Origin of the sequence: Oceanicella sp. SM1341 (assembly GCF_003448965.1) — a bacterium.
Lineage (GTDB): Bacteria > Pseudomonadota > Alphaproteobacteria > Rhodobacterales > Rhodobacteraceae > Paroceanicella.
Genome location: NZ_QRGC01000002.1, coordinates 62,643 through 85,948, shown reverse-complemented (window position 1 = coordinate 85,948; position 23,306 = coordinate 62,643). Strand labels below are relative to the sequence as shown.

Annotated in this window: 21 protein-coding genes; 17 read left to right on the top strand and 4 right to left on the bottom strand. The window is 71.2% G+C overall.

Going from position 1 to position 23,306, the window contains the following annotated elements; genetic code table 11:
- Positions 1-53: 53 nt before the first annotated feature.
- The 10 genes from D3P35_RS02370 to D3P35_RS02325 all read left to right on the top strand — a co-directional run bounded on the left by D3P35_RS02370 (position 54) and on the right by D3P35_RS02325 (position 10,755).
- Positions 54-581, top strand: a complete 528-nt coding sequence (locus D3P35_RS02370; protein ID WP_232830341.1) for a TRAP transporter small permease subunit — start codon at positions 54-56, stop codon at positions 579-581.
- 11 nt (positions 582-592) lie between these two features.
- Positions 593-2,182, top strand: coding sequence for a TRAP transporter large permease subunit (locus D3P35_RS02365; RefSeq protein WP_118132867.1), 1,590 nt, complete (start codon positions 593-595; stop codon positions 2,180-2,182).
- A 13-nt stretch (positions 2,183-2,195) separates the two neighbouring features.
- The gene (locus tag D3P35_RS02360) at positions 2,196-3,704 is read left to right on the top strand and encodes a UxaA family hydrolase (RefSeq protein ID WP_118132866.1); all 1,509 of its coding nucleotides are present in this window, start codon (positions 2,196-2,198) and stop codon (positions 3,702-3,704) included.
- Positions 3,705-3,706: 2 nt separating this feature from the next.
- Positions 3,707-4,762, top strand: a complete 1,056-nt coding sequence (locus tag D3P35_RS02355; RefSeq protein WP_157982007.1) for a hypothetical protein — start codon at positions 3,707-3,709, stop codon at positions 4,760-4,762.
- Positions 4,759-5,184, top strand: a complete 426-nt coding sequence (locus D3P35_RS02350; RefSeq protein WP_118132864.1) for an EamA family transporter — start codon at positions 4,759-4,761, stop codon at positions 5,182-5,184. The genes D3P35_RS02355 and D3P35_RS02350 overlap by 4 nt, the downstream gene beginning before the upstream one ends.
- A gap of 28 nt (positions 5,185-5,212) precedes the next feature.
- A complete protein-coding gene (locus tag D3P35_RS02345; RefSeq protein ID WP_118132863.1) occupies positions 5,213-6,106 on the top strand; it encodes an NAD(P)-dependent oxidoreductase in 894 nt (297 codons plus the stop codon).
- Positions 6,103-7,068, top strand: coding sequence for a D-erythronate dehydrogenase (denD, locus tag D3P35_RS02340; RefSeq protein ID WP_118132862.1), 966 nt, complete (start codon positions 6,103-6,105; stop codon positions 7,066-7,068). The genes D3P35_RS02345 and denD overlap by 4 nt, the downstream gene beginning before the upstream one ends.
- An 85-nt stretch (positions 7,069-7,153) precedes the next feature.
- On the top strand, positions 7,154-8,044 hold the full coding sequence (locus D3P35_RS02335) for a DMT family transporter (RefSeq protein ID WP_118132861.1): 891 nt from the start codon (positions 7,154-7,156) through the stop codon (positions 8,042-8,044).
- Positions 8,044-9,453 carry an NADP-dependent phosphogluconate dehydrogenase gene (gene gndA, locus D3P35_RS02330; RefSeq protein WP_118132860.1) on the top strand — a complete coding sequence of 470 codons (1,410 nt, stop codon included), beginning with the start codon at positions 8,044-8,046 and terminating at the stop codon, positions 9,451-9,453. Before D3P35_RS02335 ends, gndA begins: the two co-directional genes overlap by 1 nt.
- Before the next feature lie 99 nt (positions 9,454-9,552).
- Positions 9,553-10,755 carry an alanine--glyoxylate aminotransferase family protein gene (locus tag D3P35_RS02325; protein ID WP_118132859.1) on the top strand — a complete coding sequence of 401 codons (1,203 nt, stop codon included), beginning with the start codon at positions 9,553-9,555 and terminating at the stop codon, positions 10,753-10,755.
- Between the two features lie 13 nt (positions 10,756-10,768).
- Here the strand turns inward: D3P35_RS02325 and glsA are convergent, their stop codons facing one another.
- From glsA to D3P35_RS02305, 4 genes are all read right to left on the bottom strand, one after another.
- Positions 10,769-11,797, bottom strand: coding sequence for a glutaminase A (gene glsA, locus D3P35_RS02320; RefSeq protein ID WP_118132858.1), 1,029 nt, complete (start codon positions 11,795-11,797; stop codon positions 10,769-10,771).
- 96 nt (positions 11,798-11,893) lie between these two features.
- Complete coding sequence (locus tag D3P35_RS02315) at positions 11,894-13,453, bottom strand: gamma-glutamyltransferase (RefSeq protein WP_118132857.1); 1,560 nt, start codon at positions 13,451-13,453, stop codon at positions 11,894-11,896.
- A 200-nt stretch (positions 13,454-13,653) separates the two neighbouring features.
- Complete coding sequence (locus D3P35_RS02310) at positions 13,654-14,493, bottom strand: siderophore-interacting protein (protein ID WP_232830340.1); 840 nt, start codon at positions 14,491-14,493, stop codon at positions 13,654-13,656.
- A gap of 70 nt (positions 14,494-14,563) precedes the next feature.
- On the bottom strand, positions 14,564-15,262 hold the full coding sequence (locus D3P35_RS02305) for a GntR family transcriptional regulator (RefSeq protein WP_118132856.1): 699 nt from the start codon (positions 15,260-15,262) through the stop codon (positions 14,564-14,566).
- A 216-nt stretch (positions 15,263-15,478) separates the two neighbouring features.
- Between D3P35_RS02305 and dctP the strand changes: the two genes are divergently transcribed.
- From dctP to D3P35_RS02270, 7 genes are all read left to right on the top strand, one after another.
- Entirely contained in the window at positions 15,479-16,465 is a 987-nt protein-coding gene (gene dctP / locus D3P35_RS02300; protein WP_118133134.1) for a TRAP transporter substrate-binding protein DctP, read from the top strand.
- Positions 16,466-16,581: 116 nt separating this feature from the next.
- On the top strand, positions 16,582-17,169 hold the full coding sequence (locus D3P35_RS02295) for a TRAP transporter small permease (protein ID WP_118132855.1): 588 nt from the start codon (positions 16,582-16,584) through the stop codon (positions 17,167-17,169).
- A complete protein-coding gene (locus D3P35_RS02290; protein ID WP_118132854.1) occupies positions 17,169-18,482 on the top strand; it encodes a TRAP transporter large permease in 1,314 nt (437 codons plus the stop codon). Before D3P35_RS02295 ends, D3P35_RS02290 begins: the two co-directional genes overlap by 1 nt.
- Positions 18,482-19,756, top strand: a complete 1,275-nt coding sequence (locus tag D3P35_RS02285) for a malonyl-CoA decarboxylase (RefSeq protein WP_198670433.1) — start codon at positions 18,482-18,484, stop codon at positions 19,754-19,756. The genes D3P35_RS02290 and D3P35_RS02285 overlap by 1 nt, the downstream gene beginning before the upstream one ends.
- 12 nt (positions 19,757-19,768) lie before the next feature.
- Positions 19,769-21,286 (top strand): malonyl-CoA synthase, encoded by a 1,518-nt coding sequence (locus D3P35_RS02280; protein WP_118132852.1) that lies wholly within the window; start codon positions 19,769-19,771, stop codon positions 21,284-21,286.
- 358 nt (positions 21,287-21,644) lie between these two features.
- A complete protein-coding gene (locus D3P35_RS02275) occupies positions 21,645-22,226 on the top strand; it encodes an ANTAR domain-containing response regulator (protein WP_118132851.1) in 582 nt (193 codons plus the stop codon).
- Complete coding sequence (locus D3P35_RS02270) at positions 22,223-23,272, top strand: CmpA/NrtA family ABC transporter substrate-binding protein (RefSeq protein WP_118132850.1); 1,050 nt, start codon at positions 22,223-22,225, stop codon at positions 23,270-23,272. The genes D3P35_RS02275 and D3P35_RS02270 overlap by 4 nt, the downstream gene beginning before the upstream one ends.
- The last annotated feature ends 34 nt before the right edge of the window (positions 23,273-23,306 follow it).

The window sequence follows — 23,306 nt, the reverse complement described above, 5'->3', positions numbered from 1 at the left end:
CATACGGGTGCCCGCCCGCTGTTCTGATGCCCCGGAGACAGGAGGAATTCGCAGTGGTCGAACATGAAAAGACCAGTGTCATGGACTGGATCAGCGTCGCCGTCGGGCGGGTGACCATGCTGCTCATCGCCGCGATGGTGCTGGTCATGGCCTACGAGATCATGATGCGCTACGTCTTCGAATCCGCCACGATCTGGGCCACCGAGCTGTCGCTGTGGATGGCGGGCTTCGTGTTCCTGTTCTCCGGGCTCTATGCCATGCAGCAGCGCGCGCACATCCGCATCTTCGTGCTCTACGACCTGATGCCGCGCTCGCTGCAGCGTGTCTGCGACCTGATCTCCACCGCGCTCATCGTCGCCTTCGCGGTGGCCATCGTCTGGGGCGGCTACAACGAGGCGCGCGACAAGCTCCTGCGCTGGGAGACCTTCGGCACCGCCTTCGACCCGCCGATCCCGGCCACGCTGAAGCCGCTGGTGCTGCTCATCATCTGCCTTGTCGCCGTGCAGGCGGTGACCAACCTCATCTGCGACTGGTCGAAGGACAAGGAATTCCACAACCCCGCAGACGACCTGGAAGACTGAGGCACCCGACAATGGATACAGGTACAATCTCCCTCATCCTGCTGCTGGCGCTGCTCGCGACGCTGGCCATCGGGATGCCGCTCGGTTTCGCCTCCGCCTTCCTCGCCGTCGGCGTGATGGTGATGAAATTCGGGCCCGACCTGCTGTTCGGCAATTTCGGCACCGGGCCGCTCAACATCCTCGCCCAGCGGGTCTACGGCCTGCTGACCGACTACGTGCTGATCTCGATCCCGCTGTTCATCTTCATGGCGAACCTGCTGGAACGCTCCGGCATCGCCACGTCGATGTACTCCTCGCTCAACGTCTGGCTCTCGGGCACGCGCGGCGGCATCGCCATCGTCACATCCATCATGGCGGTGATCATGGCGGCGATGTCGGGCATCATCGGCGGCGAGGTGGTGCTGCTGGGCCTGATCGCGCTGCCGCAGATGCTGCGGCTGGGCTACAACCAGAACCTCGCGGTCGGCACGATCTGCGCCTCGGGCTCGCTCGGCACGATGATCCCGCCCTCGATCGTGCTCATCATGTACGGGCTGATCACCGAGACCTCGATCCGCTCGCTGTTCACCGCCTCCTTCCTGCCCGGCTTCATGCTGGCCTCGTTCTTCATCATCTACATCATCATCCGCACCCAGCTGCGCCCGCAGGACGCGCCCCTGCCCGAGCCGGTGCCGGGCGAGCCGGTGGGCCGCGAGAAGGGCCTGCTGTTCCTGAGCTTCCTGATGCTGCTGGTGGCGGGCTTTGCCATCGCGCTGTTCCTGCGCGCGCTGTTCCTCACCGTCAGCGGCCAGAACGTGCCCCAGGAGGGGGTGGACCCGATCGTGCTCGGCATGGCGGGCGACCTGCTGCCGCTGGGCATCGTCACAGCGGTGGCGCTCGGCATCATCGCCTTCCTCGGGCTCGGCCGGCTCTCCAAGGGCTGGAGCATGGGCAAGGGCCTCGTGGCGCCGATCATCGTCATCGGCGTGGTGCTGGGCTCGATCTACGGCGGCATCACCGGCATCACCGAGGCGGCGGCCATGGGCGCCGTGGCGGTGTTCGTCATCGCGGTGGTGCGCGGCGAGGCCTCGGTGGGCCTCGTGTGGGACAGCCTGCTGCGCACGGTGAAGGCCACCGGCACCATCGTGTGGGTGACCATCGGCGCCACGGCGCTGGCCGGGGCCTACACGCTCGCCGGCGGCCCCACCTACGTGGCCAACCTCATCACCGGCGCCGAGATGCCGACCATGTCGATCATCCTGGTGATGATGGTGATCTTCCTGTTCATGGGCGCCTTCATGGACTGGGTGGGCATCGTGCTGCTGGTCATGCCGGTGTTCCTGCCCATCGTGCTGAAGCTGCCGGTGGAGGAGATCGGGGTGTTCGGCACGCTCTCGGCCTCCAACGTGGCCGTCTGGTTCGGCGTGGTGTTCTGCATGAACATGCAGGTGAGCTTCCTCTCGCCGCCCTTCGGGCCCGCGGCCTTCTACCTCAAGTCGGTGGCGCCGCCGGAAATCTCGCTCACCGACATTTTCAAGGGGTTCCTGCCGTTCATCGGCCTGCAGATCCTCGCGCTCGCGGTTCTGCTGGTCTGGCCGGGAATCATCGAAATCTTCCTCTGAGAGGGCTTGAGAAATGGCTGACTGGGTCAGACTCGATCCGCAGGACAACGTGGTGACGGCGGTGAAGCCGCTCGCCGCGGGGGTGGCACTGGAGAACGGGGCCGAGACCATCGGCCTCGTGCCCCGGGGCCACAAGATCGCCACCCGCGCCATCGCGAAGGGCGAGGCGGTGCGCAAGTACGCGCAGGTGATCGGCTATGCCTCCGAGGACATCGCGCCGGGCGCGCATGTCCACAGCCACAACCTCGAGTTCCGCAATGTCGACGTGGAATACGAGTTCGGCACCGACCTGCGCCCGGTCACTCCGGCGGCCACGCCCGACACGTTCATGGGCTACCGCCGCGCGAGCGGCCGGGTGGGCACGCGCAACTACATCGCCGTGGTCACCTCGGTGAACTGCTCGGCCACCGCGGCGAAGCGCATCGCCGCGCATTTCACCCCCGAGAAGCTCAAGGACTATCCCAACGTGGATGGCGTCGTGGCCTTCGTGCACGGCACCGGCTGCGGCATGGCCGGCGACGGCGACGGGTTCGAGGCGCTCAACCGGGTGATGTGGGGCTATGCCCGCCACCCCAACCATGCCGCGGTGCTGATGGTGGGGCTGGGCTGCGAGGTGAACCAGATCGACTGGCTCCTGTCGCTCTACGGGCTCGAGCAGGGCCCGACCTTCCAGACCATGAACATCCAGGACGTGGCGGGCCTGCGCCGCACCATCGAGGCGGGCATCGAGAAGATCGAGAAGATGCTGCCCGTCGCCAACCAGTTCACGCGCGAGCCCTGCCCGGCCTCCGAGCTGATGGTCGCCCTGCAATGCGGCGGCTCCGACGCGTGGTCGGGCATCACGGCGAACCCCGCCCTGGGCTATGCCTGCGACCTGCTCGCCGCCCAGGGCGCCACCGGCGTGCTGGCCGAGACGCCGGAGATCTACGGCGCCGAGCACCTGCTCACCCGCCGCGCCGCCTCGCCCGAGATCGGGCAGAAGCTCATCGGCCTCATCAAGTGGTGGGAGGACTACACCGCCCGCAACAAGGGCTCGATGGACAACAACCCCTCGCCGGGCAACAAGAAGGGCGGGCTGACCACCATCCTCGAGAAATCCCTCGGCGCGGCGGCCAAGGGCGGCACCTCGCCGCTCAACGGTGTCTACAAGTACGGCGAGCCGGTGACCGCGAAGGGCTTCACCTTCATGGACAGTCCGGGCTACGATCCCGCATCCGTCACCGGGCAGATCGCCTCGGGCTGCAACCTGGTGGCCTTCACCACCGGGCGCGGCTCGGCCTTCGGGGCCAAGCCCTCGCCCTCCATCAAGATCGCGACGAACACCGAGATGTACACCCGCATGGTCGAGGACATGGACGTGAACGCCGGGGCCATCCTCACCGAGGGCCGCACGGTGGAGGAGGTGGGTCGCGAGATCTACGAGCTGCTGCTGCGCGTCGCCTCGGGCGAGATGTCGAAATCCGAGGCCCAGGGCCTGGGCGACAACGAGTTCGTGCCCTGGCTGATCGGCGCGGTGATGTGAGCGTGGCAGCCCGGCCGGCCATATTGCTGATCGGCCAGGGGGCCGGCCTGCGCCAGTGCGCGGGCCTGCTCGCCCGGCACGACCGGCTGAGGCTGGCGGGGCTGGTGGCCACGGGGGGTGCGGCCGCGGTGCGCGGCTTCGCCCGCCAGGCCGATGCCGCCGTGATCGGCGATTGCGCCGACCGGCCGGCGGTGATCGCGGCCGCCGCGGCGCGGGGCTGGCCGGTGCTGCTCACCGGGCCGCTGCCCGCCTCGCTCGAGGAATTCGACACCGAGGTGGCCGCCGCGGCCGACACCCCGGTGCTGGTGGGGCTGGAGCGCCGCCACCATGCCGCGGTGGGCGCCGCGCGCAGCCTGATCGCCTCCGGCGCGGTGGGCACGCTCACCGCCATCCAGGCGCAATGGGCCCTGCGCCAGCCGCGCAGCCTCTACACCGACGAGCGCCGCCTCGCCGCCCGCGGCGGCCCGGCCTTCGCGGCCCTGGTGGAGGAGATCGACCTCCTGCGCCACCTCGGCGGCGAGATCGCCGGCATGGCCGCCCTCTCCTCCGCCCATGCCCGCCGCGGGCCGGTTGAGGACGCATTCGCGCTCTGCGGCCGCTTCGCCTCCGGCGGGCTGTTCACCCTGCTCGCCACCGATGCCGCCCTCACCCCCTGGGGCTGGGAAGCGGCGGCGGGCGAAGCCCCCGGCGTCGCCCCCACCGGGCTCGACTGCTGGCAGATCTCCGGCACCGAGGGCGCCATCGGCTTCCCCTCGCTCAGGCTCTGGCGCTTCGAGGGCGACGGGCAGGCCGACTGCTCGCGCGCGCTCTCGGCCATCGACCTCGGCGCGCGGGGCGAGCCGCCGGCGGCCCGCCAGCTCGCGCATTTCGCCGACATGGTGGAGGCGGGCGCCGCCCCCGCCGTCCCCTTCGCGCAGGCCCGCGCCAGCCTCGCCGCGGCGCTGGAGGCCCGCGCCGCCGCCGCGGCGGCGCTGCGCGACCCCGCCGCGCCCGGCGACGACGACACGAACGACGGCGACCGCGGCCCCGGCAGCGCGCCGAGACGGGTTCCGACATGATGCAATCCTGGCAGCTCTGGGCCTTCGGCGCCGCGGGCTTCGCCGCCCTCACCGCCATCCTCGCCAAGATCGGGGTGGAGGGGATCGACAGCGATCTCGCCACCTTCATCCGCACCATCGTGGTGGTGGTGGCCCTCGGCGCGCTGCTGGCCGCCACCGGCAAGCTCTCGCTGCCCGACCCGCTGCCGGGGCGCACCCTGCTGTGGCTCGCGGCCTCGGGGCTTGCCACCGGCGCCTCCTGGCTGTGCTATTTCCGGGCGCTGAAACTGGGCGAAGCCTCGCGCGTGGCGCCGGTGGACAAGCTCAGCGTCGTCTTCGTCGCCGTGTTCGCGGCGCTGTTCCTGGGCGAGCGGCTGTCGGCCTCCGGCTGGCTCGGCATCGCCCTCATCACCGCCGGCGCGCTGCTGCTGCTGCGCCGCTGACACCCCACTTCCCCGAAAGGACCCCGACATGAGCAAGCCCGCCATCGGATTCATCGGCCTCGGCCTCATGGGATCGGCCATGGTCGAGCGGCTGCAGGGCCTCGGCTACCCGATGACCGTCACCGCCAACCGCTCGCGCCCCAACATCGACGCCGCCGTGGCGCGCGGCGCCACCGAGGTGGGCACGGCGCGCGAGGTCGCCGCCGCCTCCGAGATCGTGATGCTGTGCATGGACACCTCCGCCTCGGTCGAGGCGCGGATGCGCGGCGAGGACGGGGTGATCGCCGGGCTGAAGCCGGGCGCGCTGGTGATCGACTTCGGCACCTCCCTGCCCGGCTCCACCAAGGCGCTCGGCGCGGAAGTGGCCGCCGCGGGCGCCGCCTACATGGACGCGCCGCTGGGCCGCACCCCCACCCATGCGCTCGAGGGCGCGCTCAACATCATGGCCGCCGGCGCCCAGGAAGACTATGCCCGCGCCCAGCCGGTGTTCGCCGACCTCGGCGAGAACGTGTTCCACGTCGGCCCGCTCGGCGCCGGGCACACGCTCAAGCTCATCAACAACTTCTACGCCATGACCACCGCCTGCGCGATGTCCGAGGCCTTCGCCATGGCCGATGTCGCCGGCCTGCCGCGCGACAAGCTCTACGGCGTGATGGCGGCCGGGCCCAACGGCTCGGGCATGATGGATTTCATCAAGGCCTACGGCGTGGACGGCGACGCGACCAAGCTGCAGTTCTCCGTGTCCAACGCCCGCAAGGACGTGGGCTACTACGCCACCATGGCCGATGATTTCGGCGTGCCCTCGATCATGTCGCAAGCGGCAAAGACCGCCCTCGGCCTCGCCAAGGCCGACGGCGCGGGCGAGCGCATGGTGCCCGAGATGGTCGACTGGTTCGCCTCCAAGCTGGGAGGCCGGGCGTGAAGGTACTGGTAACCGGCGGCGGCGGCTTCATCGGGCAGAAACTCGCCCGCGCCATCGCCGCGGAAGGCATCGTGGCCGGGCAGGCGGTGAGCGGGCTCACCCTCGTCGACATCGCCGCCCCCGCGGCACCGGAGGCGGGCTTCCCGGTCATCACCCGGGCCTGCGACATCGCCGACCCCGGCGCGGTGAACAAGGTGTTCGAGGAGCGGTTCGACGTGGTCTTCCACCTCGCCGCCGTGGTCTCGGGTGCTGCGGAGAAGGATTTCGACCTCGGCATGCGGGTGAACCTCTTCGGCACGCTCACGCTCATGGAGGCGGCGCGGGCGCAGGGCAACTGCCCGGTGTTCGTCTACGCCTCCTCCTGTGCCGCGCATGGCGGCGAGGCGCCCGAGACCGTGCGCGACGACACGCCGGCCAACCCGCAGACCTCCTACGGCGCGCAGAAGGTGGCCTGCGAATACCTGCTCACAGACTACTCGCGCCGCGGCTTCCTCGACGGCCGGGCGCTGCGCCTGCCCACGGTCACCATCCGCCCGGGCCGGCCCAACGCCGCCGCTTCCTCCTTCATGTCCTCGATCTTCCGCGAGCCGCTGCAGGGCGAGGCGGCGAACTGCCCGGTGGGCGAGGATTTCGTCATCTGGCACAGCGCGCCGCGCACCGTGGTGGGCAACATCCTGCATGCCGCCGCCCTGCCGGCCGAGGCCTGGGGCACCAACCGCGCGCTCAACCTCAACGGCCGCTCCGACACGGTGGGCGAGATGATCGCCGCGATGACCCGCGTCGCCGGGCCCGAGGCCGCCGCCCGCATCACCTGGAACCGCGAGCCCGAAATCGAGGGCATCCTCGAGGGCTGGCGCGCGAAGGTCGACAGCGCCCGCGGCCGCGCGCTCGGCTTCGCCACCGACGAGAGCTTCGAGGATTCGGTGCGCTGGTTCATCGAGGACGATATCTCCCGCGCCTGAACTCGCCTTTCGCGGGAACCCGCACTGGCAATCCCCGGGCGGATGCTACATCCTTGTGGCATCCGCCCCTCCGAAGGACCTCCCGATGAGTGACCTCAGACCGCAGGAAAACCGCCCCGTGGCGGCGATCCTGCTCATGCTTGCCACGTTCCTGTGTTTCGCCAGCCTCGACACCACCGCGAAATGGCTGGTCACGCACGGGTTTCCGGCGTTCCAGGTCGCCTTCGTGCGCTACCTCGTGCATTTCCTCGTGGTGCTGGCGATCTTCGCGCCCACGCAGGGCCTCACCTCGCTGGTGCATTCGCGCGCGCTCTCCAAGGAGATCCTGCGCGCGGCCTTCCTGCTGGGCTCCACGGTGTTCAACTTCTTCGCGCTGGCCTACCTGCCGATCACGGTCACCACGGCGGTGCAGTTCGCCTCGCCGCTGGCGGTCTGCGCGCTGTCGATCCCGCTCCTGGGCGAGAAGGTGGGGCCGCGGCGCTGGTTTGCCATCGGGCTGGGCTTCGTGGGGGTGCTCATCATCACCCAGCCCTGGAGCGCGGAGTTCAACTGGGCGATCCTGCTCTCGCTCGGCTCCATGCTCTGCGCCGCGCTCTACTTCATCATGACCCGGGCGCTGGCGGGGATCGATCACAACATGACCATGCAGTTCTACGCCTCGGGCCTCGCCTCGGCGATGCTGGTGGCGCCGGCGGCCACGGACTGGGTGTGGCCGGAGGATACCAGCTACTGGATCCTGTTCGGCATGCTGGGGCTGATCGGCGGCACCGGTCACTATATCGCGACCACGGCACACCGGCTGGCCCCGGCCTCCACCCTCGCGCCCATCGTCTACGTGCAAATCATCTACGTGACGTTCTACTCCTACGTCATCTTCGACACACCCCCGGACAGGAACACCATCCTGGGCACTCTGGTCATCGTGCTCTCGGGGCTCTATCTGTGGGCACGCGAACGAAAGGTTAAGGGGATCTGATGGCAGAGCTTGGCTTGATCGGGGCGGGTGTGATGGGCGGCGCGCTGGCGCTCAACCTCGCCGAAAAGGGGCACCGGGTGGTGCTGTCGGACCTCGACCTTGCGAAGAGCGAGGCGATCGCGGCGAAGGCCGTGGCCGAGGGGCTTCCCGGCCGCATAGAGCCGGTGGCGAACCCGCGCGCCATGGTGCGCGCGCTGGCCCGGCCCCGGGCGGTGATGATCCTCGCCCCGGCGGGCGACCCCACGGAGAGCGTGATCGCCGACGCGGTGCAGTATCTCGAGCGCGGCGACGCCATCGCCGACCTCGGCAACGCCGATTTCCATGACACCCGCCGCCGCGCCGGCAAGATCGGCGACCTCGGCATCGGCTATCTCGGCATCGGCGTGTCGGGCGGCGCGGAGGGCGCGCGGCACGGGCCGGCGATGATGGCCGGCGGCTCGGCCGAGGCCTGGGAGCTGCTGGCCCCGGCGCTGCAGAGCATCGCGGCGCGCTTCGAGGGCGAGCCCTGCTGCACCTTCCACGGTGCCGACGGCGCCGGGCATTTCATCAAGACCGTGCACAACGGCATCGAGTATGCCGACATGGAAGCCATCGCCGAGACCTACGGGCTGATGCGCGACGGGCTGGGCATGGAGGCCGCCGCCATCGGCGCGCAGTTCACCGCCTGGAACGACGGCCCGCTCGCCTCCTACCTGGTGGAGATCACCGGCAAGGTGGCCGGCACCACCGATGCCGCCAGCGGCACGCCCCTGCTCGACGAGATCGACGACCGCGCCGGCCAGAAGGGCACCGGGCGCTGGTCGGTGATCGAGGCGCTGCACCTCGGCGCCCCGGCCTCCACCCTCGCCGCCGCGGTGGAAGCGCGCAACGGCTCGGCCCGCAAGGACGAGCGCCTGGCCTTCGAGGCACAGTACGGCGCCGCGCCCCAGCCGGTGACCGGTGTCACCCCGGAGGACCTCGAGGCGGCGCTGCTCGCCACGCGCCTCGTGGGGCTGGCGCAGGGCTTCGCCATCCTCTCCGCCGCCTCGCGCACCTATGGCTGGGGGCTCGAGCCCGCCGCCATCGCGCGCAACTGGCGCGCCGGCTGCATCATCCGCTCCGCGCTGCTGGGCGAGATCGCCGAGGCGCAGGACGGCGCGCCGGAGGCGCCGCTGCTGGCCGCCCCGGCACTCGCCGCGAAGCTCACCGGGGCCCTGCCCGGCCTGCGCCGGGTGCTGGCCGCGGCCCTTGCCGCCGGCCACCCGGTGCCGGCCATGGCCGCCGCCCTCATCCACGTGGACGCGATGCGCACCGGGCGCGGCACCGCCAACATGCTGCAGGGCCTGCGCGACTATTTCGGCAGCCACGGGTTCGAGCGCATCGGCGCGCCGGGCAAGGTGGCCCACGGGCCCTGGGCCGACGCCGGCTGACCCCGCCCGGCCGGCCGTTTGTCGCCATACAATTTGCCGCTGGAAATCCCCGCCCGCCCGAATAGGCTGGCGGAGTTCTTCATTCCCCCGGAGCCCTCCATGTCCCTCGCGCACGGCCGCCATTTCCTGTCCATTCCCGGTCCCTCCGTCATGCCCGACCGGGTGCTCAACGCCATGCACCAGGCCGCGCCGAACATCTACGAGGGCGACATCATCACCCTCACCGCCGAGGTGTTCGACAACCTCGCGAAGATCGGCCGGACGACCGAGGCCAAGCCGCTGATCTACATGGCAAACGGCCACGGCGCCTGGGAGGCCTCGCTCACCAACACCTTCTCGCGCGGCGACACGGCGCTGGTGCTGTTCACCGGCCGCTTCGCCCGCGGCTGGGCCGAGCAGGCCGAGCGCCTGGGCATCAACGTGCAGTCGATCGACTTCGGCCCCCGCAGCCCGGTGGACCCCCAGCAGGTGGAGGACGCCCTGCGCGCCGACACCGCGGGCAAGATCCGCGCCGTGATGATGGTGCAGACCGACACCGCCACCTCGGTGCTCAACGACGTGCCGGCGGTGCGCGCCGCCATCGACGCCGCCGGGCATTCCGCGCTGCTGATGGTCGATTGCATCGCCTCCTTCGCCTGCGACGCCTTCGAGATGGACGCCTGGGGGGTCGACGTGATGGTGACCGGCTCGCAGAAGGGGCTGATGACCCCGCCGGGCCTGGGCATGAACTACGTGGGCCCCAGGGCGCTCGAGTCGCGTGAGCGCGCGGACCTCGCCACCCCCTACTGGGACTGGAAGCCGCGCTGCAACCCGCAGGTCTACTACCAGCAGTTCTGCGGCACCGCGCCCACGCACCACCTCTTCGGCCTGCATGCCGCCACCTCGATGATCCTCGAGGAGGGCATCGAGAATGTCTGGGCCCGGCATGTCACCCTGTCGAAGGCCGTGCATGCCGCGGTGGAGGCCTGGGGCCAGGGCGGGCCGCTGGAGTGCAACATCGCCGAGCCCGCGCACCGCTCGCGCGCCGTCACCTCGATCCGCACCGGCTCGATCGACGCCAACGCCCTGCGCCGCTACTGCGAGGATGAGCTGGGCCTCACCCTCGGGGTCGGCCTGCCGCTGGGCAGCCCGGTGATGGGCGGGCGCGAGGAGGGCGTGTTCCGCATCGGCCACATGGGCCACCTGAGCCCGCCGATGATCCTCGGCACCCTCGCCTCGATCGAGACCGCGCTCACCGCGCTGAACATGCCGCACGGCCAGGGCGCCGTGGCCGCCGCCGCGGCGGTGATCGCGGGGCACTGAGGCCGCCCGCGGCTCAGCCGGCGAAGAGGTTGAGCCGCAGCGCCCTTGCCGCTTCCGTCACGCCCGCGAGGGCGCGCACGCTGTTTCCCGCCGCGTCGAGCGGCGGGGAGAAGCCGGCGATGGCGAGCCGGCCCGGCGCCACGGCGAGGATGCCGCCGCCCACGCCGCTCTTGCCCGGCAGGCCCACAGTGTAGGCGAAATCGCCCGAGGCGGTGTAGAGCCCCTCCATCATCATCTCCGCGAGGATATGCGGCACGTTCGCCGCCGCGATCACCCGCTCGCCGGTGGCGGGGTTCACCCCGCCGTTGGCCAGCGTCGCCCCCATGGCGGCGAGGTTGGCGCAGGTGACGAGGGTGGAGCACTGGCGGGTGTAGATGTCGAGCGCCTCCATCGGGTCGGTCCCGATCACGCCCGCCGAGGCGAGCAGCCAGGCGATGCCGCGGTTGTGCGTGTTGGTGGTCTGCTCGGAGGCGTTCACCTCCTCCGACAGCCGGATCGGCGCGCCGGCCATGCGGGACTGGAAGTCGAGGATGCGCTGCCAGCGCGCCTCCACATCCGCGCCGGGCACGAGGCTGGCGGTGGCGATGGCGCCGGCGTTCACCAGCGGCGAGAGCGGCTTGCCGCCGTGCAGCTCCAGCGCCATCACCGAGTTGAAGGGCAGGCCCGTGGGGTCGGCGCCGATGCGGGTGCGCACCGCCTCCGGCCCGATCTCCTCCATCACCAGCGCGAGGGTGACGACCTTGGAGATCGACTCGATGGCGAAGGCGTAGCCGGTGTCGCCCGCCTGCTCCACCGCGCCATCCGCCGTGGCGACGGCGAGGCCGCAGAGCTCCGGCGGCACCTTGGCGAGATAGGGGATGTAATCGGCGTTGGCGCCGCCCGTGGCGGCGCGGGCCGTCTTCAGCCCGGCCTGCACCGCGCCGGCGATATCGGGCCCGGGGGCTGCCTGCGCGCGCAGGGGCGCCGCCCCTGCCGCCAGCGTTGCCGCCGCAGCGCCGAGCAGGGCGCCGCGCCGTGTCACGTCTCCGGTCTCGTTTTCCATCCCGCGTCTCCCCCGTTGTGCTTCGGGGGATGGTGTCGCCTCGGAGTGCAACCGGCAAGCGAAAGCTGCCCGGCCTGCACGCCGGGCGCGCGGGGCTCAGCCGGCGATGGCCTCGCCCCAGGGCGACATGATCTCGGTGGCGCCGAAGTTCTCCTCGCCGTCGCGCAGCACGCCCGCGGGGCAGGCGAAGGCGAAGGGGAAGGGCGCGCGCCGGGTGGTGACCACGCGGCCCCGCGCCTCCAGGCTCTCGATCACCGAGGCCGGCAGGCTGTCATCCGCGATCACCGTGTCGCCGGAGGCGTCGATGCGCGGCTGGTGAAAGGCCGCGTCCAGCCCCATGCCGAAATCGGTGAGGAAGGAGGCGAGCTGTGCCACCGCCGGCATGATCTTGCGCCCGCCCGAGGCGCCGATGGCAAAGCGCTTGCCGCCGGCCTCGCCCAGCACCGGGCAGACGTTCATCAGGCAGCGCTTGCCGCCGGCGAGCGAGTTCGGCCGGCCCGGCTCGGGGTCGAACCACATGATGCCGTTGTTGAGCAGCAGGCCGGTGGAGGGCGAGACGACGCGGCTGCCGAAGATCGACAGCAGGGTCTGGGTCATCGCCACCATGTTGCCCTCGGCGTCGACGATGGAGAAATGCGTGGTGCAGGCCGGTCCGCGCGGGTCGTCGTTGCCCATGTCGCCGTCATTGGCGAGGCGCTTGGCATAGGCCGCGTCGCAGGCCTCGGCATAGGCGGCATAGGCGGCGGCATCGGGCGCGCGGCCGGGGGTGAAGCCGGTGGAGAGGTTGGAGAACACGTCGGCGATGGTGGGGCCGGCGGTGAGATGCGGGGTGACCCAGAGCATCGCGTCGCGGTAGGGCACGGCGCGGGCCTCCTGCCACACGGCCTGGTAGGCCTGCAGGTCGGCGCGGCGCAGCGAGCCGCCCTTGGCCTCCACGTCGGCGGCAAGTGCTGCGCCGAGGTCGCCGTCGTAGAGCGCGCGGGCGCCCTCGTCGGCGATGGCCTGCAGGCTGGGCGCCATGGAGGACATGTCGATGCGCTTGTCCGAGAGCGCGGTCCAGTTCGCTACCGTGGGCCACTGGCCGTCCTCGAGGAAACGGGCGGCGGCGTCGGGGTCACGCGAGAGGGCGCGGGTGGAGGAGGCGATGAGCAGGGCGAGGTACCAGTCGGCCTCGATGCCCTCCTTCGCCAGTTTCACCGCCGGGGCGATGAGCTCGGCCCAGGGCATGCGGCCGTAGCGGGCATGCGCCTTGCCGATGCCGTCGACCACGCCGGGCACGGCGACGGCGGTGGCGCCGATCACGTTGCGGTCGTCCACCACGGCCTTCCAGGGGAAGAGATCGCCCGAGACCTCCTCGCCGGAGAGCGGGTAGTCGGCCGGGTTCAGCCCCGCGGGCGCGCGCATGCCGTAGTAGAGCGCCTCGGGGCCGGCGCCCATGTGGAGCATCATCGCGCCGCCGCCGGCCGGGCCGCTCATCCAGGGCTCGACCACGCCGATGGCGAAGGACACGGCCACCGCCGCGTCCACCGCATTGCCGCCGGCGGCGAGCACTTCGGCCCCCACTTCGGCAGCCAGCCGGTGCTGGGCGGCAACGATGCCGCGCCCGGAACGGGTGGCGGGCTTGGTGGTGATCTGGGCGCGGGAAAGCTGGGTCATCGGTCTCGGGTCCTGCATCGCGGGGGGCGGCGCCTCGGCCGCGGAAGTGGAAGCGCGGCCCGCAGGTGCCGGTCGCGTGCAGCGACGATGGCAAAACCTTGACGCGATGTCACGCCCCGGTGATCGGAATTTTGCACCGCTCGCTTCGCCAGGCGATACGGGAAGCCTCCGCGGCAGCGCCTGCCGCGGAGAGGCCGGGATCAGCCGGCGGCGGCTGCCGCGTCGGCCGCCGCGGCGGCGGCATTGTCGCGGCGCTTCTCGATCTGGTGCTCGTCCTCCACGAGGCCGATCTTCCAGTAGCCGGAGATGTAGCAATCGCCCATCGGCACGCCGCGGGCGCGCAGCCAGTCGCGCAGGCCCACGATGGTGCCGCTCTCGCCGGCGATGCCCACGCGCACCCGGCCCTCCGGCCAGTCGAGCGCCGCGAGGAAGTCGAGCTGGGCGGCGGAGCGCTCCTCCGGGTGGGGCAGCAGCTTCCAGGTGATGGCCACGCCCTCCGGCGCGTCGAGCGGCTGGATGTCGGCTTCCGAGGTCACCTCGATGATGGCGTGGCCGCGGGCGTCGCGCGGCATCTCCTCCAGCGCCACGCCGATCACCGGCAGGGCGGTCATGTCGGCGGCGAGGAGATACCAGTCGGCGTCCCAGGTGGTGAGCTTCTTGGTGCCCGGGCCGAGCAGGCCGAGCAGCGTACCGGGGCCGGCCTCCTGCGCCCAGCGGTTGGCAGGGCCGGCGTCGCCGTGCACGGCGAAATCGATGTCGAGCTCGCGGCTGTCGGGGCGGAAATCGCGGATGGTGTAGGTGCGGATCACCGGCTTCTCCGGCCCGTTCAGCCGGGCGCGGAAGGTTTCCTCGGTCTCGCCGGGCTCGGGCATCAGGATCTTGCAATGCGCGCCGTTCTGGCCCTCGGGGAAATCGGCGAGATCATCGCCGGTGAGGGTGACGCGGATCATGTGCGGCGTGAGGTACCGGCTGCGCAGCACCGTGAGCACGCGGGGCGGACGCTTCGGACGACGGGGAACGGAAACGGGCATGCTGTCCATGGCAGCTCCTTTCGGGAGAGGGCCCGGCCGGGCCGGGACCCCCCTTGCGAAGCATAACCGACTGAAACTGTCAAGTTCGGGCGGCGCGGGGCTGCGGCCGGCCGTGGGCGGCTTCCAGCGTGGCCAGCAGGTCGGCGAAACGCTCGCCCTGTATGGCGATATGGCTGCGCATCTCCTCGCCGGCGCGGGGGCCGTCGCCCGCGGCGATGGCGCTCACGATCGCGTCATGCTCGGCATGGCTCGCCTCCATCCGGCCCAGCGCGCGCAGCTGCAGCCGGCGGTAGGGGCGCAGGCGGCGGTGCAGCGCGCGGGCCTGTTCGAGCAGGAACCCGTGCCGGGCGGCGAGGCGGATGGCCTCGTGGAAGGTCTCGTTGGAGTAGTAGTAGCGCGCGCCGCCATCCTCGGCCGCCGCGGTGCGGGCAGTGCCGCAATCGGCATGGGCGGCACGGATGGCGGCGAGGTCTTCCGCGGTGGCGCGGCGGGCGGCGAGCCGGGCGCACATCGCCTCCAGCTCGGCCATCACCTCGAACATCTCCATCAGCCGGTGCGGGCCCAGCTCGGCCACGATGGTGCCGCGCCGCGGCCGGTGCTCCACCAGCCCCGAAGCCGCCATCTGGAACAGCGCCTCGCGGATGGGCGTGCGCGACACGCCGAAGCGCTCGGCCAGGGCCTTCTCCTCCAGCCGCTCCCCGGGGCGGAAGACGCCGGTGAGGATCTCCTCCTCCAGCCGGTCGCGCAGGGCTTCGTTTCGGGGCTCGCTGGTGCTCATGCCGCCGCATAGCACGGATTGCGCGCATGCAACAAGCACGCTCGTGTATACACGAGACTTGACAGGGCGTGCAATTTGCCCCGGAATGCGCCGATGCAGAGCCGGGTGAACCGGCCGCATGCGCCGGGCCGCGCGCCCCGCGCCACGCCTGCGCACGCAGACCGAAGAAAATAAGAAAACCGGGGCCACAGCCCCCGGATCATCGGGAGGATGATCATGCCCAATCTCGTGAAGACCGGCGCGCTTGCCGCCGCCCTTGCCGTATTCGCCGCCTCTGCCGGGGCGACGGACCTGCGCCTGAGCCACCAGTGGTCGACCAGCGACATCCGCCACAAGGTGGCGCAGATGGTGGCCGACGAGGTGGCCGCCGCGGACGTGGACCTCTCCATCCGCATCTTCCCCTCGGGCTCGCTGTTCAAGGCGCGCGAGCAGTACACGCCGCTCACCCGCGGGCAGCTCGACATGACGGTGCTGCCGCTGTCCTACGCCGGCGGCCAGCACCAGGAGTACAACCTCACCCTGATGCCCGGGCTGGTGAAGAACCACGACCACGCGGCGAGGCTCATCCACTCGCCCTTCATGGCCGAGCTGGAGAAGATCCTGAACGACGACGACGTGATGACCCTGGTGCCCGGCTACCTCGCCGGCGGCTTCGTGGGCAAGGACAAGTGCATCACCAAGCCGGAGGATGTCTCGGGCCTGCAGATCCGCGCCGCGGGCAAGGCCTTCGAGGAGATGCTCTCGGGGGCGGGCGCCTCCATCGCCTCCATGGCCTCCTCGGAGATCTACAACGCGATGCAGACCGGGGTGCTGCAGGCCACCAACACCTCGTCCTCCTCCTTCGTGAGCTACCGCATCTACGAGCAGGCCGCCTGCTACACCCCGGCGGGCGACGTGGCGCTGTGGTTCATGTACCAGCCGCTGCTGATCAACAAGACCACCTTCGAAGACCTGGACGACGCCCAGAAGGAGGCGCTGCTGCAGGCCTCGGAGAAGGCCGAGGCCTGGTATCTCGAGCAGGCCAAGCTGGAGGACGCCGCCTCCGCGCAGGTGTTCGAGGAGAAGGGCGTGGAGATCGCGAAGATGAGCGAGGAGGATTTCGAGGCCTGGCGCAAGCTCGCGGCCGAGACCTCCTACAAGGTCTTCGTGACCGAGGTGCCCGACGGGCAGAAGCTGCTCGACCTCGCACTGCAGGTGGAATGAGCCCCGGAGCCGGGCCCGCGCGGGCCCGGCTCCCCGCCTTCCCGAGCCCGCCTTTCCGAGCCCGCATTTCCACGCGCCCCTGCCCGCACGCGCCCGTGTTCCGACAAGGATGACCGATGTCCGGCACTGCCCCAGCCACGCCCCTCACTGCCGCGGCCGCCGCGGCCACAGCCCTGCCGCGCCGTGACGCGAGCCACCCGTTCCTGCGCTTCGCCGCCACGCTCTCGCGCGCCTGCGGCGTGCTGGCGGCGCTGATGATCGTCGCCTCCATCCTGGTGACCTGCCAGATGATCCTGGTGCGCTTCGTGCTCAACGGCTCCACCACCTGGCAGACCGAGTTCGTCATCTACATGATGATCGGCGCCACGCTCATCGGCCTGCCCTACGTGCAGCTGCTGCGCGGGCACGTGAACGTCGACCTGCTGCCCATCGCCCTGCCGCGCCGGCTGCGGCTGGGGCTGGCCTTCGTCACGCTCGGGGCTGCCTTCGCGGTGATCGGGCTGCTGATGTTCTACGGCGCCGAGCTGTGGCATGTGGCCTGGGCGCGCAACTGGACCTCGGAGACCGTGTGGCGCGTGCCGCTGTGGATCCCCTATCTCGCGATGCCGCTGGGCTTCGGCCTCTACCTCGTGCAGATCGCGGCCGATCTCTTCGCCGTGGCCTCGGGCCGCGAGACGCCCTTCGGCCTGCCGGAGAAACCGTGATGGACCCGCTCCTGCTCGGCCTCATCGTGGCGCTCGCCACCGTCTTCGTGCTGTTCTCCGGCATCCCGGTGGCGGTGGGGCTGCTCACCGTCTCGGCGCTGTTCCTGCTGGCGTTCGACGGGCTGCGCTCGCTCTCGCTCATGCCCGAGATCCTGTTCGGCAAGCTCAACGACTTCGCCCTGCTCTCGATACCGATGTTCATCATCATGGGGGCGGCCATCTCCTCCACCCGGGCGGGCGCCGACCTCTACGAGGCGCTGGAGCGCTGGCTCACCCGGGTGCCGGGCGGGCTGGTGGTGTCCAACCTGGGCGCCTGCGCGCTCTTCGCCGCCATGTCCGGCTCCTCGCCCGCCACCTGTGCGGCCATCGGCAAGATGGGCATCCCGGAGATGCGCAGGCGCGGCTACCCCGACGGCGTTGCCGCCGGCTCCATCGCCGCGGGCGGCACGCTGGGCATCCTCATCCCGCCCTCGGTGACGATGATCGTCTACGGCATCGCCACGGAAACCTCGATCGGCCGGCTGTTCCTCGCCGGCGTGCTGCCCGGGGTGATGCTGGTGGGGCTGTTCATGGCCTGGTCGATCTTCTCCACCTGGCGTTCGGGCAACATGGCGGTGCTGGGCCAGCGCAGCTACCCCTGGCGCGCGCGGCTCGAGATCCTGCCCCGCGTGCTGCCCTTCCTCGCCATCATCGCCGGCGTGCTCTACGCCATGTACGGCGGCGTCGCCACGCCGTCGGAGACGGCGGCGGTAGGCGCGCTGCTGTGCGTGGTGATCGCGGTGGTGATCTACCGGATGTGGAGCATCGGCGCCATCTGGGTGGTGCTGCGCGACAGCACCCGCGAGAGCGTGATGATCCTGTTCATCATCGGGGCTGCGGGGGTGTTTTCCTACATGCTCTCCTCGCTGTTCATCACCCAGTCCATCGCCGGCTGGATCGCCGAGCTGGAGGCGAACCGCTGGGTGATCATGCTCTGCGTGAACCTGTTCCTGCTGGTGGCCGGCTTCTTCCTGCCCCCCGTGGCGGTGATCCTGATGGCCGCCCCCATCCTGATGCCGATCATCGAGGGCGCGGGCTTCGACCCCTACTGGTTCGCCGTGGTGCTTACCATCAACATGGAGATCGGCTTGATCTCGCCCCCCGTGGGCCTCAACCTCTACGTGATCAACGGAATCGCGCCGGACATTCCGCTGGGCACCATCCTGAAGGGCTCGCTGCCCTTCGTGGCCTGCATGGTGCTGGGCATCGTGATCCTCGCGCTGTTCCCCGGGCTTGCCACCTGGCTGCCGACCCTCGTGATGGGAGCTGCATGATGCGCGCAACCACGATCGTCTCCGATCTCGTCTCCCGCGTGTCCGACCTCGGGCTGGCGCTGATGCCCCAGTCCGGCGGCCGCGCCACGCTGATCGACCGCTGCGACGTGCTGGTGAGCGGCAAGGGCGAGGCGACGAGCCTCGCGCTCGCCCGCGACATCCTCGACCGCTACGCGGCCCTCGAGCCGCAGGCGCGCGGCGGCTTCTTCCTCGCCCTCGCCCAGCGCTTCGGGGTAGACGAGGACCGCATGCTCGAGGCCGCCCAGGCCTGGACGGACGACCCCTCCGACACCACCGCCCGCGCCCTGCACGCCGCCTCCGAGCCCCGTGCGCAGGAGCTGATCCGCCGGCTCAACCGCGCGCCCGGCGGCACGCAGGCGCTCGTCGCCATGCGCGCCGACCTGCTGAAGATCCTGCGCGACCACCCCGAGACCGCGGCCCTCGACAGCGATTTCCGCCACCTGTTCTCCTCCTGGTTCAACCGCGGCTTCCTCACCCTGCGCCACATCGACTGGCACACCCCCGCCGTGGTGCTGGAGAAGATCATCGCCTACGAGGCCGTGCACGAGATCCAGGGCTGGGACGACCTGCGCCGCCGGGTGGGCGCGCCCGACCGCCGGCTCTACGCCTTCTTCCACCCCGCCCTGCCCGACGAGCCGCTGATCTTCGTCGAGGTGGCGCTCACCGCCGAGATCCCCCGCGCCATCGGCCCGATCCTCGAGGGAGCAAACCCGATGGCCGGCAAGGAGGCGCGCACCGCGGTCTTCTACTCCATCTCCAACTGTCAGCCGGGGCTGCGCGGCATCTCCTTCGGCAATTTCCTCATCAAGACCGTGGTGGAGGAGCTGCGCGCCGAGTTTCGCCGGCTGGAGACCTTCGTCACCCTGTCGCCCGTGCCCGGCCTGCGCCGCTGGGCCGGCAGCGAGGCGGCGCAGAAGCTGCTCACCGCCGAGGAACGCGCCGCGCTGGAGGCGGAGACCCCGCCCGCGCCCGAGCTGCTCTCGCGCATCACCGCGAAATACCTCGTGCAGGGCCGCAGCCCGCGCGGCGGCCCGGCCGATCCCGTGGCCCGCTTCCACCTCGGCAACGGCGCGCGGCTGGAGCAGGTGAACCCGGAGGGCGACGCCTCGCCCGGCGGGATGGAGGCGAGCTGGGGCGCCATGGTGAACTACCTCTACGATCTCGACCGCATAGAGCGTAATCACGAGGCCTTCGCCAACGAGGGCACCGTGGCCTTCTCCCCCGCCATCCAGAAACTGATCAAGAGCAAGTAGGACTGCCCGACGATGTATGACGACAACCACCTCGCCACGCGGCTGCGCGCGGCCTCCCTGGGCGAGACCGACCGCCTCTTCGCCATCGCCGGTTTCGGGCACCCGCTGAGCTACGAGGCGCTGTTCGCCGCCGCCGAGCGCATGGCCGCCGCCCTCGCCGACGCCGGGGTGAAGCCGGGAGACCGGGTGGCCGTGCAGGTGGAGAAGTCGCTCGAGACCATCGAGCTCTACATCGGCACGGTGCTGGCGGGGGGCGTCTTCCTGCCGCTCAACACCGCCTACACCGCCGCCGAGCTCGACTATTTCATCTCCGACGCCGAGCCCGCCGTGGTGGTCTGCGACCCCGCGCGGGAGGCGGAGATCACCCCGCTGGCGAAGGGCGCAAAGGTGCTCACCCTCGACGCCCGCGGCCACGGCACCCTGCGCGATGCGGCAGATGCCGCCGAGCCCGGCTTCGCCGCGGTGCCGCGCGGCGCGGAAGACCTCGCCGCCATCCTCTACACCTCCGGCACCACCGGGCGCTCCAAGGGCGCGATGCTCACCCACCGGGCGCTGGCCTCGAACTCCGAGACCCTGCGCGATACCTGGCGCTTCACGGCCGATGACGTGCTCATCCACGCCCTGCCGATCTTCCACACCCACGGGCTGTTCGTGGCCACCAACGTGACGCTCTTCGCCGGCGCCTCGATGATCTTCCTGCCGAAGTTCGACGCCGAGGCGATCGTCGCCGCCCTGCCCAAGGCCACCGCGCTGATGGGCGTGCCGACCTTCTACACCCGCCTGCTCGAGCACCCCGGCCTCACCCGCGAGGCGGTGGCGAACATGCGCCTGTTCATCTCCGGCTCCGCCCCCCTGCTGGCCGACACCCACGAGCGGTGGCGCGCCCGCACCGGCCACGCCATCCTCGAGCGCTACGGCATGACCGAGACCAACATGAACACCTCCAACCCCTACGAGGGCGAGCGCCGCGCCGGCACCGTGGGCTTCCCCCTGCCCGGGGTGGAGCTGAAAATCACCGACCCCGAGAGCGGCGAGACCCTGCCGCAGGGCGAGATCGGCCTCATCGAGGTGCGCGGCCCCAACGTGTTCTCCGGCTACTGGCGCATGCCCGAGAAGACGAAGGAGGAGCTGCGCGACACCGGCTTCTTCATCACCGGCGACCTCGGGGTGATCGACGCCGACGGCTACGTGAGCATCGTCGGCCGCTCGAAGGACCTGATCATCTCCGGCGGCTTCAACGTCTACCCCAAGGAGATCGAGGCGCTGATCGACGACCTGCCCGGCGTGGTGGAAAGCGCCGTCATCGGCCTGCCCCACCCGGATTTCGGCGAGGGCGTGGCGGCCGTGGTGGTGGCCGAGAAGGGGGCCGCGCTCGACGAGGCCGCGGTGCTCGCCGCCCTCGCCCCGCAGCTTGCGCGCTACAAGCAGCCCAAGCGGGTGTTCTTCGTGGACGAGCTGCCGCGCAACACCATGGGCAAGGTGCAGAAGAAGGCCCTGCGCGACGAATTCGCCGAAACCTTCGCCGCCTGAAACCCGGCCCGGAGCCGCAGGAACGCGGCCCGCCACCCCGCGCCCGGCCCGCGCCAGCGGGCTCGTTTCCCGAAGGGGGGCTCGATGCCCCCCGAGGGGAAGGTACCCGCGCGACGGCGGGATCCGCGGCACCGCCGACACCGGCGCAGCCTGCGCGGGGCCGGAGGCGTTCCGCGGGGAGCCTTCCGCACGGGGGGCATCGAGCCCCCCGCGCGAAACGATCCCGCCTGCGCGGGACGGGCGCCGGCCCCGGCCGCGACGCCTCGTGATGACGCAGCGCAGCATGGGCTCTTGATCCGCAGCGCGATTGGCGCTTCTCTGGGGGGACGTCCCTTCCCCCGGCCCCGGAGACCCCTGCATGGATGCGCTGCACATCGTGGTGATCGACACCGACGCGGACCGCGCGGCGATGATCCGCGGCGGGCTGGAGGACGAGGGCGAGTACCGGGTCAGCATCGTCTCCGAGATGCAGGGCCTCGCCGCCCGGCTGGCGCGGCTCGACGCCGACATCGTGCTCATCGGGCTGGAGAACCCCAATCGCGACACGCTGGAGCAACTCACCGCCGCCGCCGGCCCCTCCGAGCGCCCGGTGGCGATGTTCGTCGACCGCTCCGATCGCGGCATGATGCAGGCCGCCATCGCCGCGGGCGTGAGCGCCTACGTGGTCGACGGGTTGCGCCGCGACCGGGTGCGCCCGGTGCTGGAAACCGCCATCGCCCGCTTCCACTCCTTCGCCCGCCTGCAGGCCGAGCTCACCGCCACCAAGGCGGCGCTTGCCGAGCGCAAGACCATCGACCGCGCCAAGGGCATCCTGATGAAGGCCCGCGGCATCGACGAGGAAGCCGCCTACGCCCTGCTGCGCAAGACCGCGATGGACCAGGGCAAGCGCGTGGCCGAGCTGGCCGAGGGGCTCGTCACCGCCGCCGGGCTGCTGTCATGAGCCTCGCGCAGGTGGAATGCGGCTTCGTCGCCCTCACGGACAGCGCGCTGCTCGTCGCCGCCCTCGAGATGGGCTTCGCCGCCGAGGAAGGCGTGGACCTGGTGCTGCGCCGCGAGGCGAGCTGGTCCTCGATCCGCGACAAGGTCTCGCTCGGGGTCTACCCGATGGCGCACATGCTCTCGCCGCTGCCGCTGGCGATGTCGCTCGGCCTCGGCCCGGTGCCGGCGGAGATCCTCGCCCCCTTCGTGCTCGGGCTCGACGGCAACACCCTCACCGCCGCCCGGCCGCTGGCCGCCGAGCTGCGCGACCTCGGCGCGGCCTTCGGCGACGCGGAGGCCACCGCCCACGCCATCGTGCGCCGCTCGCGCCGCGACCGGCTGCGCGTCGGCGTGCCCTACCCGCACTCGATGCACCGCGAGCTGGTGCGCCTGCTGATGGAGCAGGGCGGCGGCGACGCGGACCGCGACTTCGACATGGTGGTCGCCCCGCCCTCGCTGCTGAGCGAGGTGCTGATGGCCGGCGAGGTCGACCTCGTGATGGTGGGCGAGCCCTGGGGCAGCGTGGCGGTGGACCGGGGCGCGGCCGACATGCTGCTCACCGGCGCCGCCATCCGCCGCCGCAGCCGCGAGAAGGTGCTCGGCGTGCGCCGCGACTGGGCGGAGGCGAACCCCCGCACCCTCGAGCGGCTGATGCGCGCCCTCGCCCGGGCCGGGGCCTGGGCCGGCCGGCCCGAATCCCTGCAGGTGCTGGCCGAGGTGCTGGGCCTGCCCACCTACCTCGACTGCCCCTCGCCGCTCATCGAGCAGGCCCTGCGCGGCGCCTTCGTGATCGACGGCCACGGCCATGTCGGCCAGGACCCCGACGCCCTGGTGCTCGACGCCGGCCCCGCCTTCATCCCCGACCCCGCCGAGGCGCTGTGGCTCGCGGACCGGGTGTCGGTGCCCTGGGGCATCGCCGGCAGCGAACTGCGCCGCGCCGCCGCCGCCTGCTTCGCCCCCGAGGCCGCCACGGCCGCGCTGGAGCCCCTCGGCATCCTGCCCGGCTGAGGCCCGACTCACCCTTTTTCAACAAGTTTTCCGC

Excerpts from the sequence above, each read along its gene's own strand:
- D3P35_RS02365 (WP_118132867.1), top strand. The coding sequence starts at position 593 with ATGGATACAGGTACAATCTCCCTCATCCTGCTGCTGGCGCTGCTCGCG.
- D3P35_RS02360 (WP_118132866.1), top strand. The coding sequence starts at position 2,196 with ATGGCTGACTGGGTCAGACTCGATCCGCAGGACAACGTGGTGACGGCG.
- D3P35_RS02350 (WP_118132864.1), top strand. The coding sequence starts at position 4,759 with ATGATGCAATCCTGGCAGCTCTGGGCCTTCGGCGCCGCGGGCTTCGCC.
- D3P35_RS02345 (WP_118132863.1), top strand. The coding sequence starts at position 5,213 with ATGAGCAAGCCCGCCATCGGATTCATCGGCCTCGGCCTCATGGGATCG.
- D3P35_RS02335 (WP_118132861.1), top strand. The coding sequence starts at position 7,154 with ATGAGTGACCTCAGACCGCAGGAAAACCGCCCCGTGGCGGCGATCCTG.
- gndA (WP_118132860.1), top strand. The coding sequence starts at position 8,044 with ATGGCAGAGCTTGGCTTGATCGGGGCGGGTGTGATGGGCGGCGCGCTG.
- D3P35_RS02325 (WP_118132859.1), top strand. The coding sequence starts at position 9,553 with ATGTCCCTCGCGCACGGCCGCCATTTCCTGTCCATTCCCGGTCCCTCC.
- glsA (WP_118132858.1), bottom strand. The coding sequence starts at position 11,797 with ATGGAAAACGAGACCGGAGACGTGACACGGCGCGGCGCCCTGCTCGGC.
- D3P35_RS02315 (WP_118132857.1), bottom strand. The coding sequence starts at position 13,453 with ATGACCCAGCTTTCCCGCGCCCAGATCACCACCAAGCCCGCCACCCGT.
- D3P35_RS02310 (WP_232830340.1), bottom strand. The coding sequence starts at position 14,493 with ATGGACAGCATGCCCGTTTCCGTTCCCCGTCGTCCGAAGCGTCCGCCC.
- D3P35_RS02305 (WP_118132856.1), bottom strand. The coding sequence starts at position 15,262 with ATGAGCACCAGCGAGCCCCGAAACGAAGCCCTGCGCGACCGGCTGGAG.
- dctP (WP_118133134.1), top strand. The coding sequence starts at position 15,479 with ATGCCCAATCTCGTGAAGACCGGCGCGCTTGCCGCCGCCCTTGCCGTA.
- D3P35_RS02295 (WP_118132855.1), top strand. The coding sequence starts at position 16,582 with ATGTCCGGCACTGCCCCAGCCACGCCCCTCACTGCCGCGGCCGCCGCG.
- D3P35_RS02290 (WP_118132854.1), top strand. The coding sequence starts at position 17,169 with ATGGACCCGCTCCTGCTCGGCCTCATCGTGGCGCTCGCCACCGTCTTC.
- D3P35_RS02285 (WP_198670433.1), top strand. The coding sequence starts at position 18,482 with ATGCGCGCAACCACGATCGTCTCCGATCTCGTCTCCCGCGTGTCCGAC.
- D3P35_RS02280 (WP_118132852.1), top strand. The coding sequence starts at position 19,769 with ATGTATGACGACAACCACCTCGCCACGCGGCTGCGCGCGGCCTCCCTG.
- D3P35_RS02275 (WP_118132851.1), top strand. The coding sequence starts at position 21,645 with ATGGATGCGCTGCACATCGTGGTGATCGACACCGACGCGGACCGCGCG.
- D3P35_RS02270 (WP_118132850.1), top strand. The coding sequence starts at position 22,223 with ATGAGCCTCGCGCAGGTGGAATGCGGCTTCGTCGCCCTCACGGACAGC.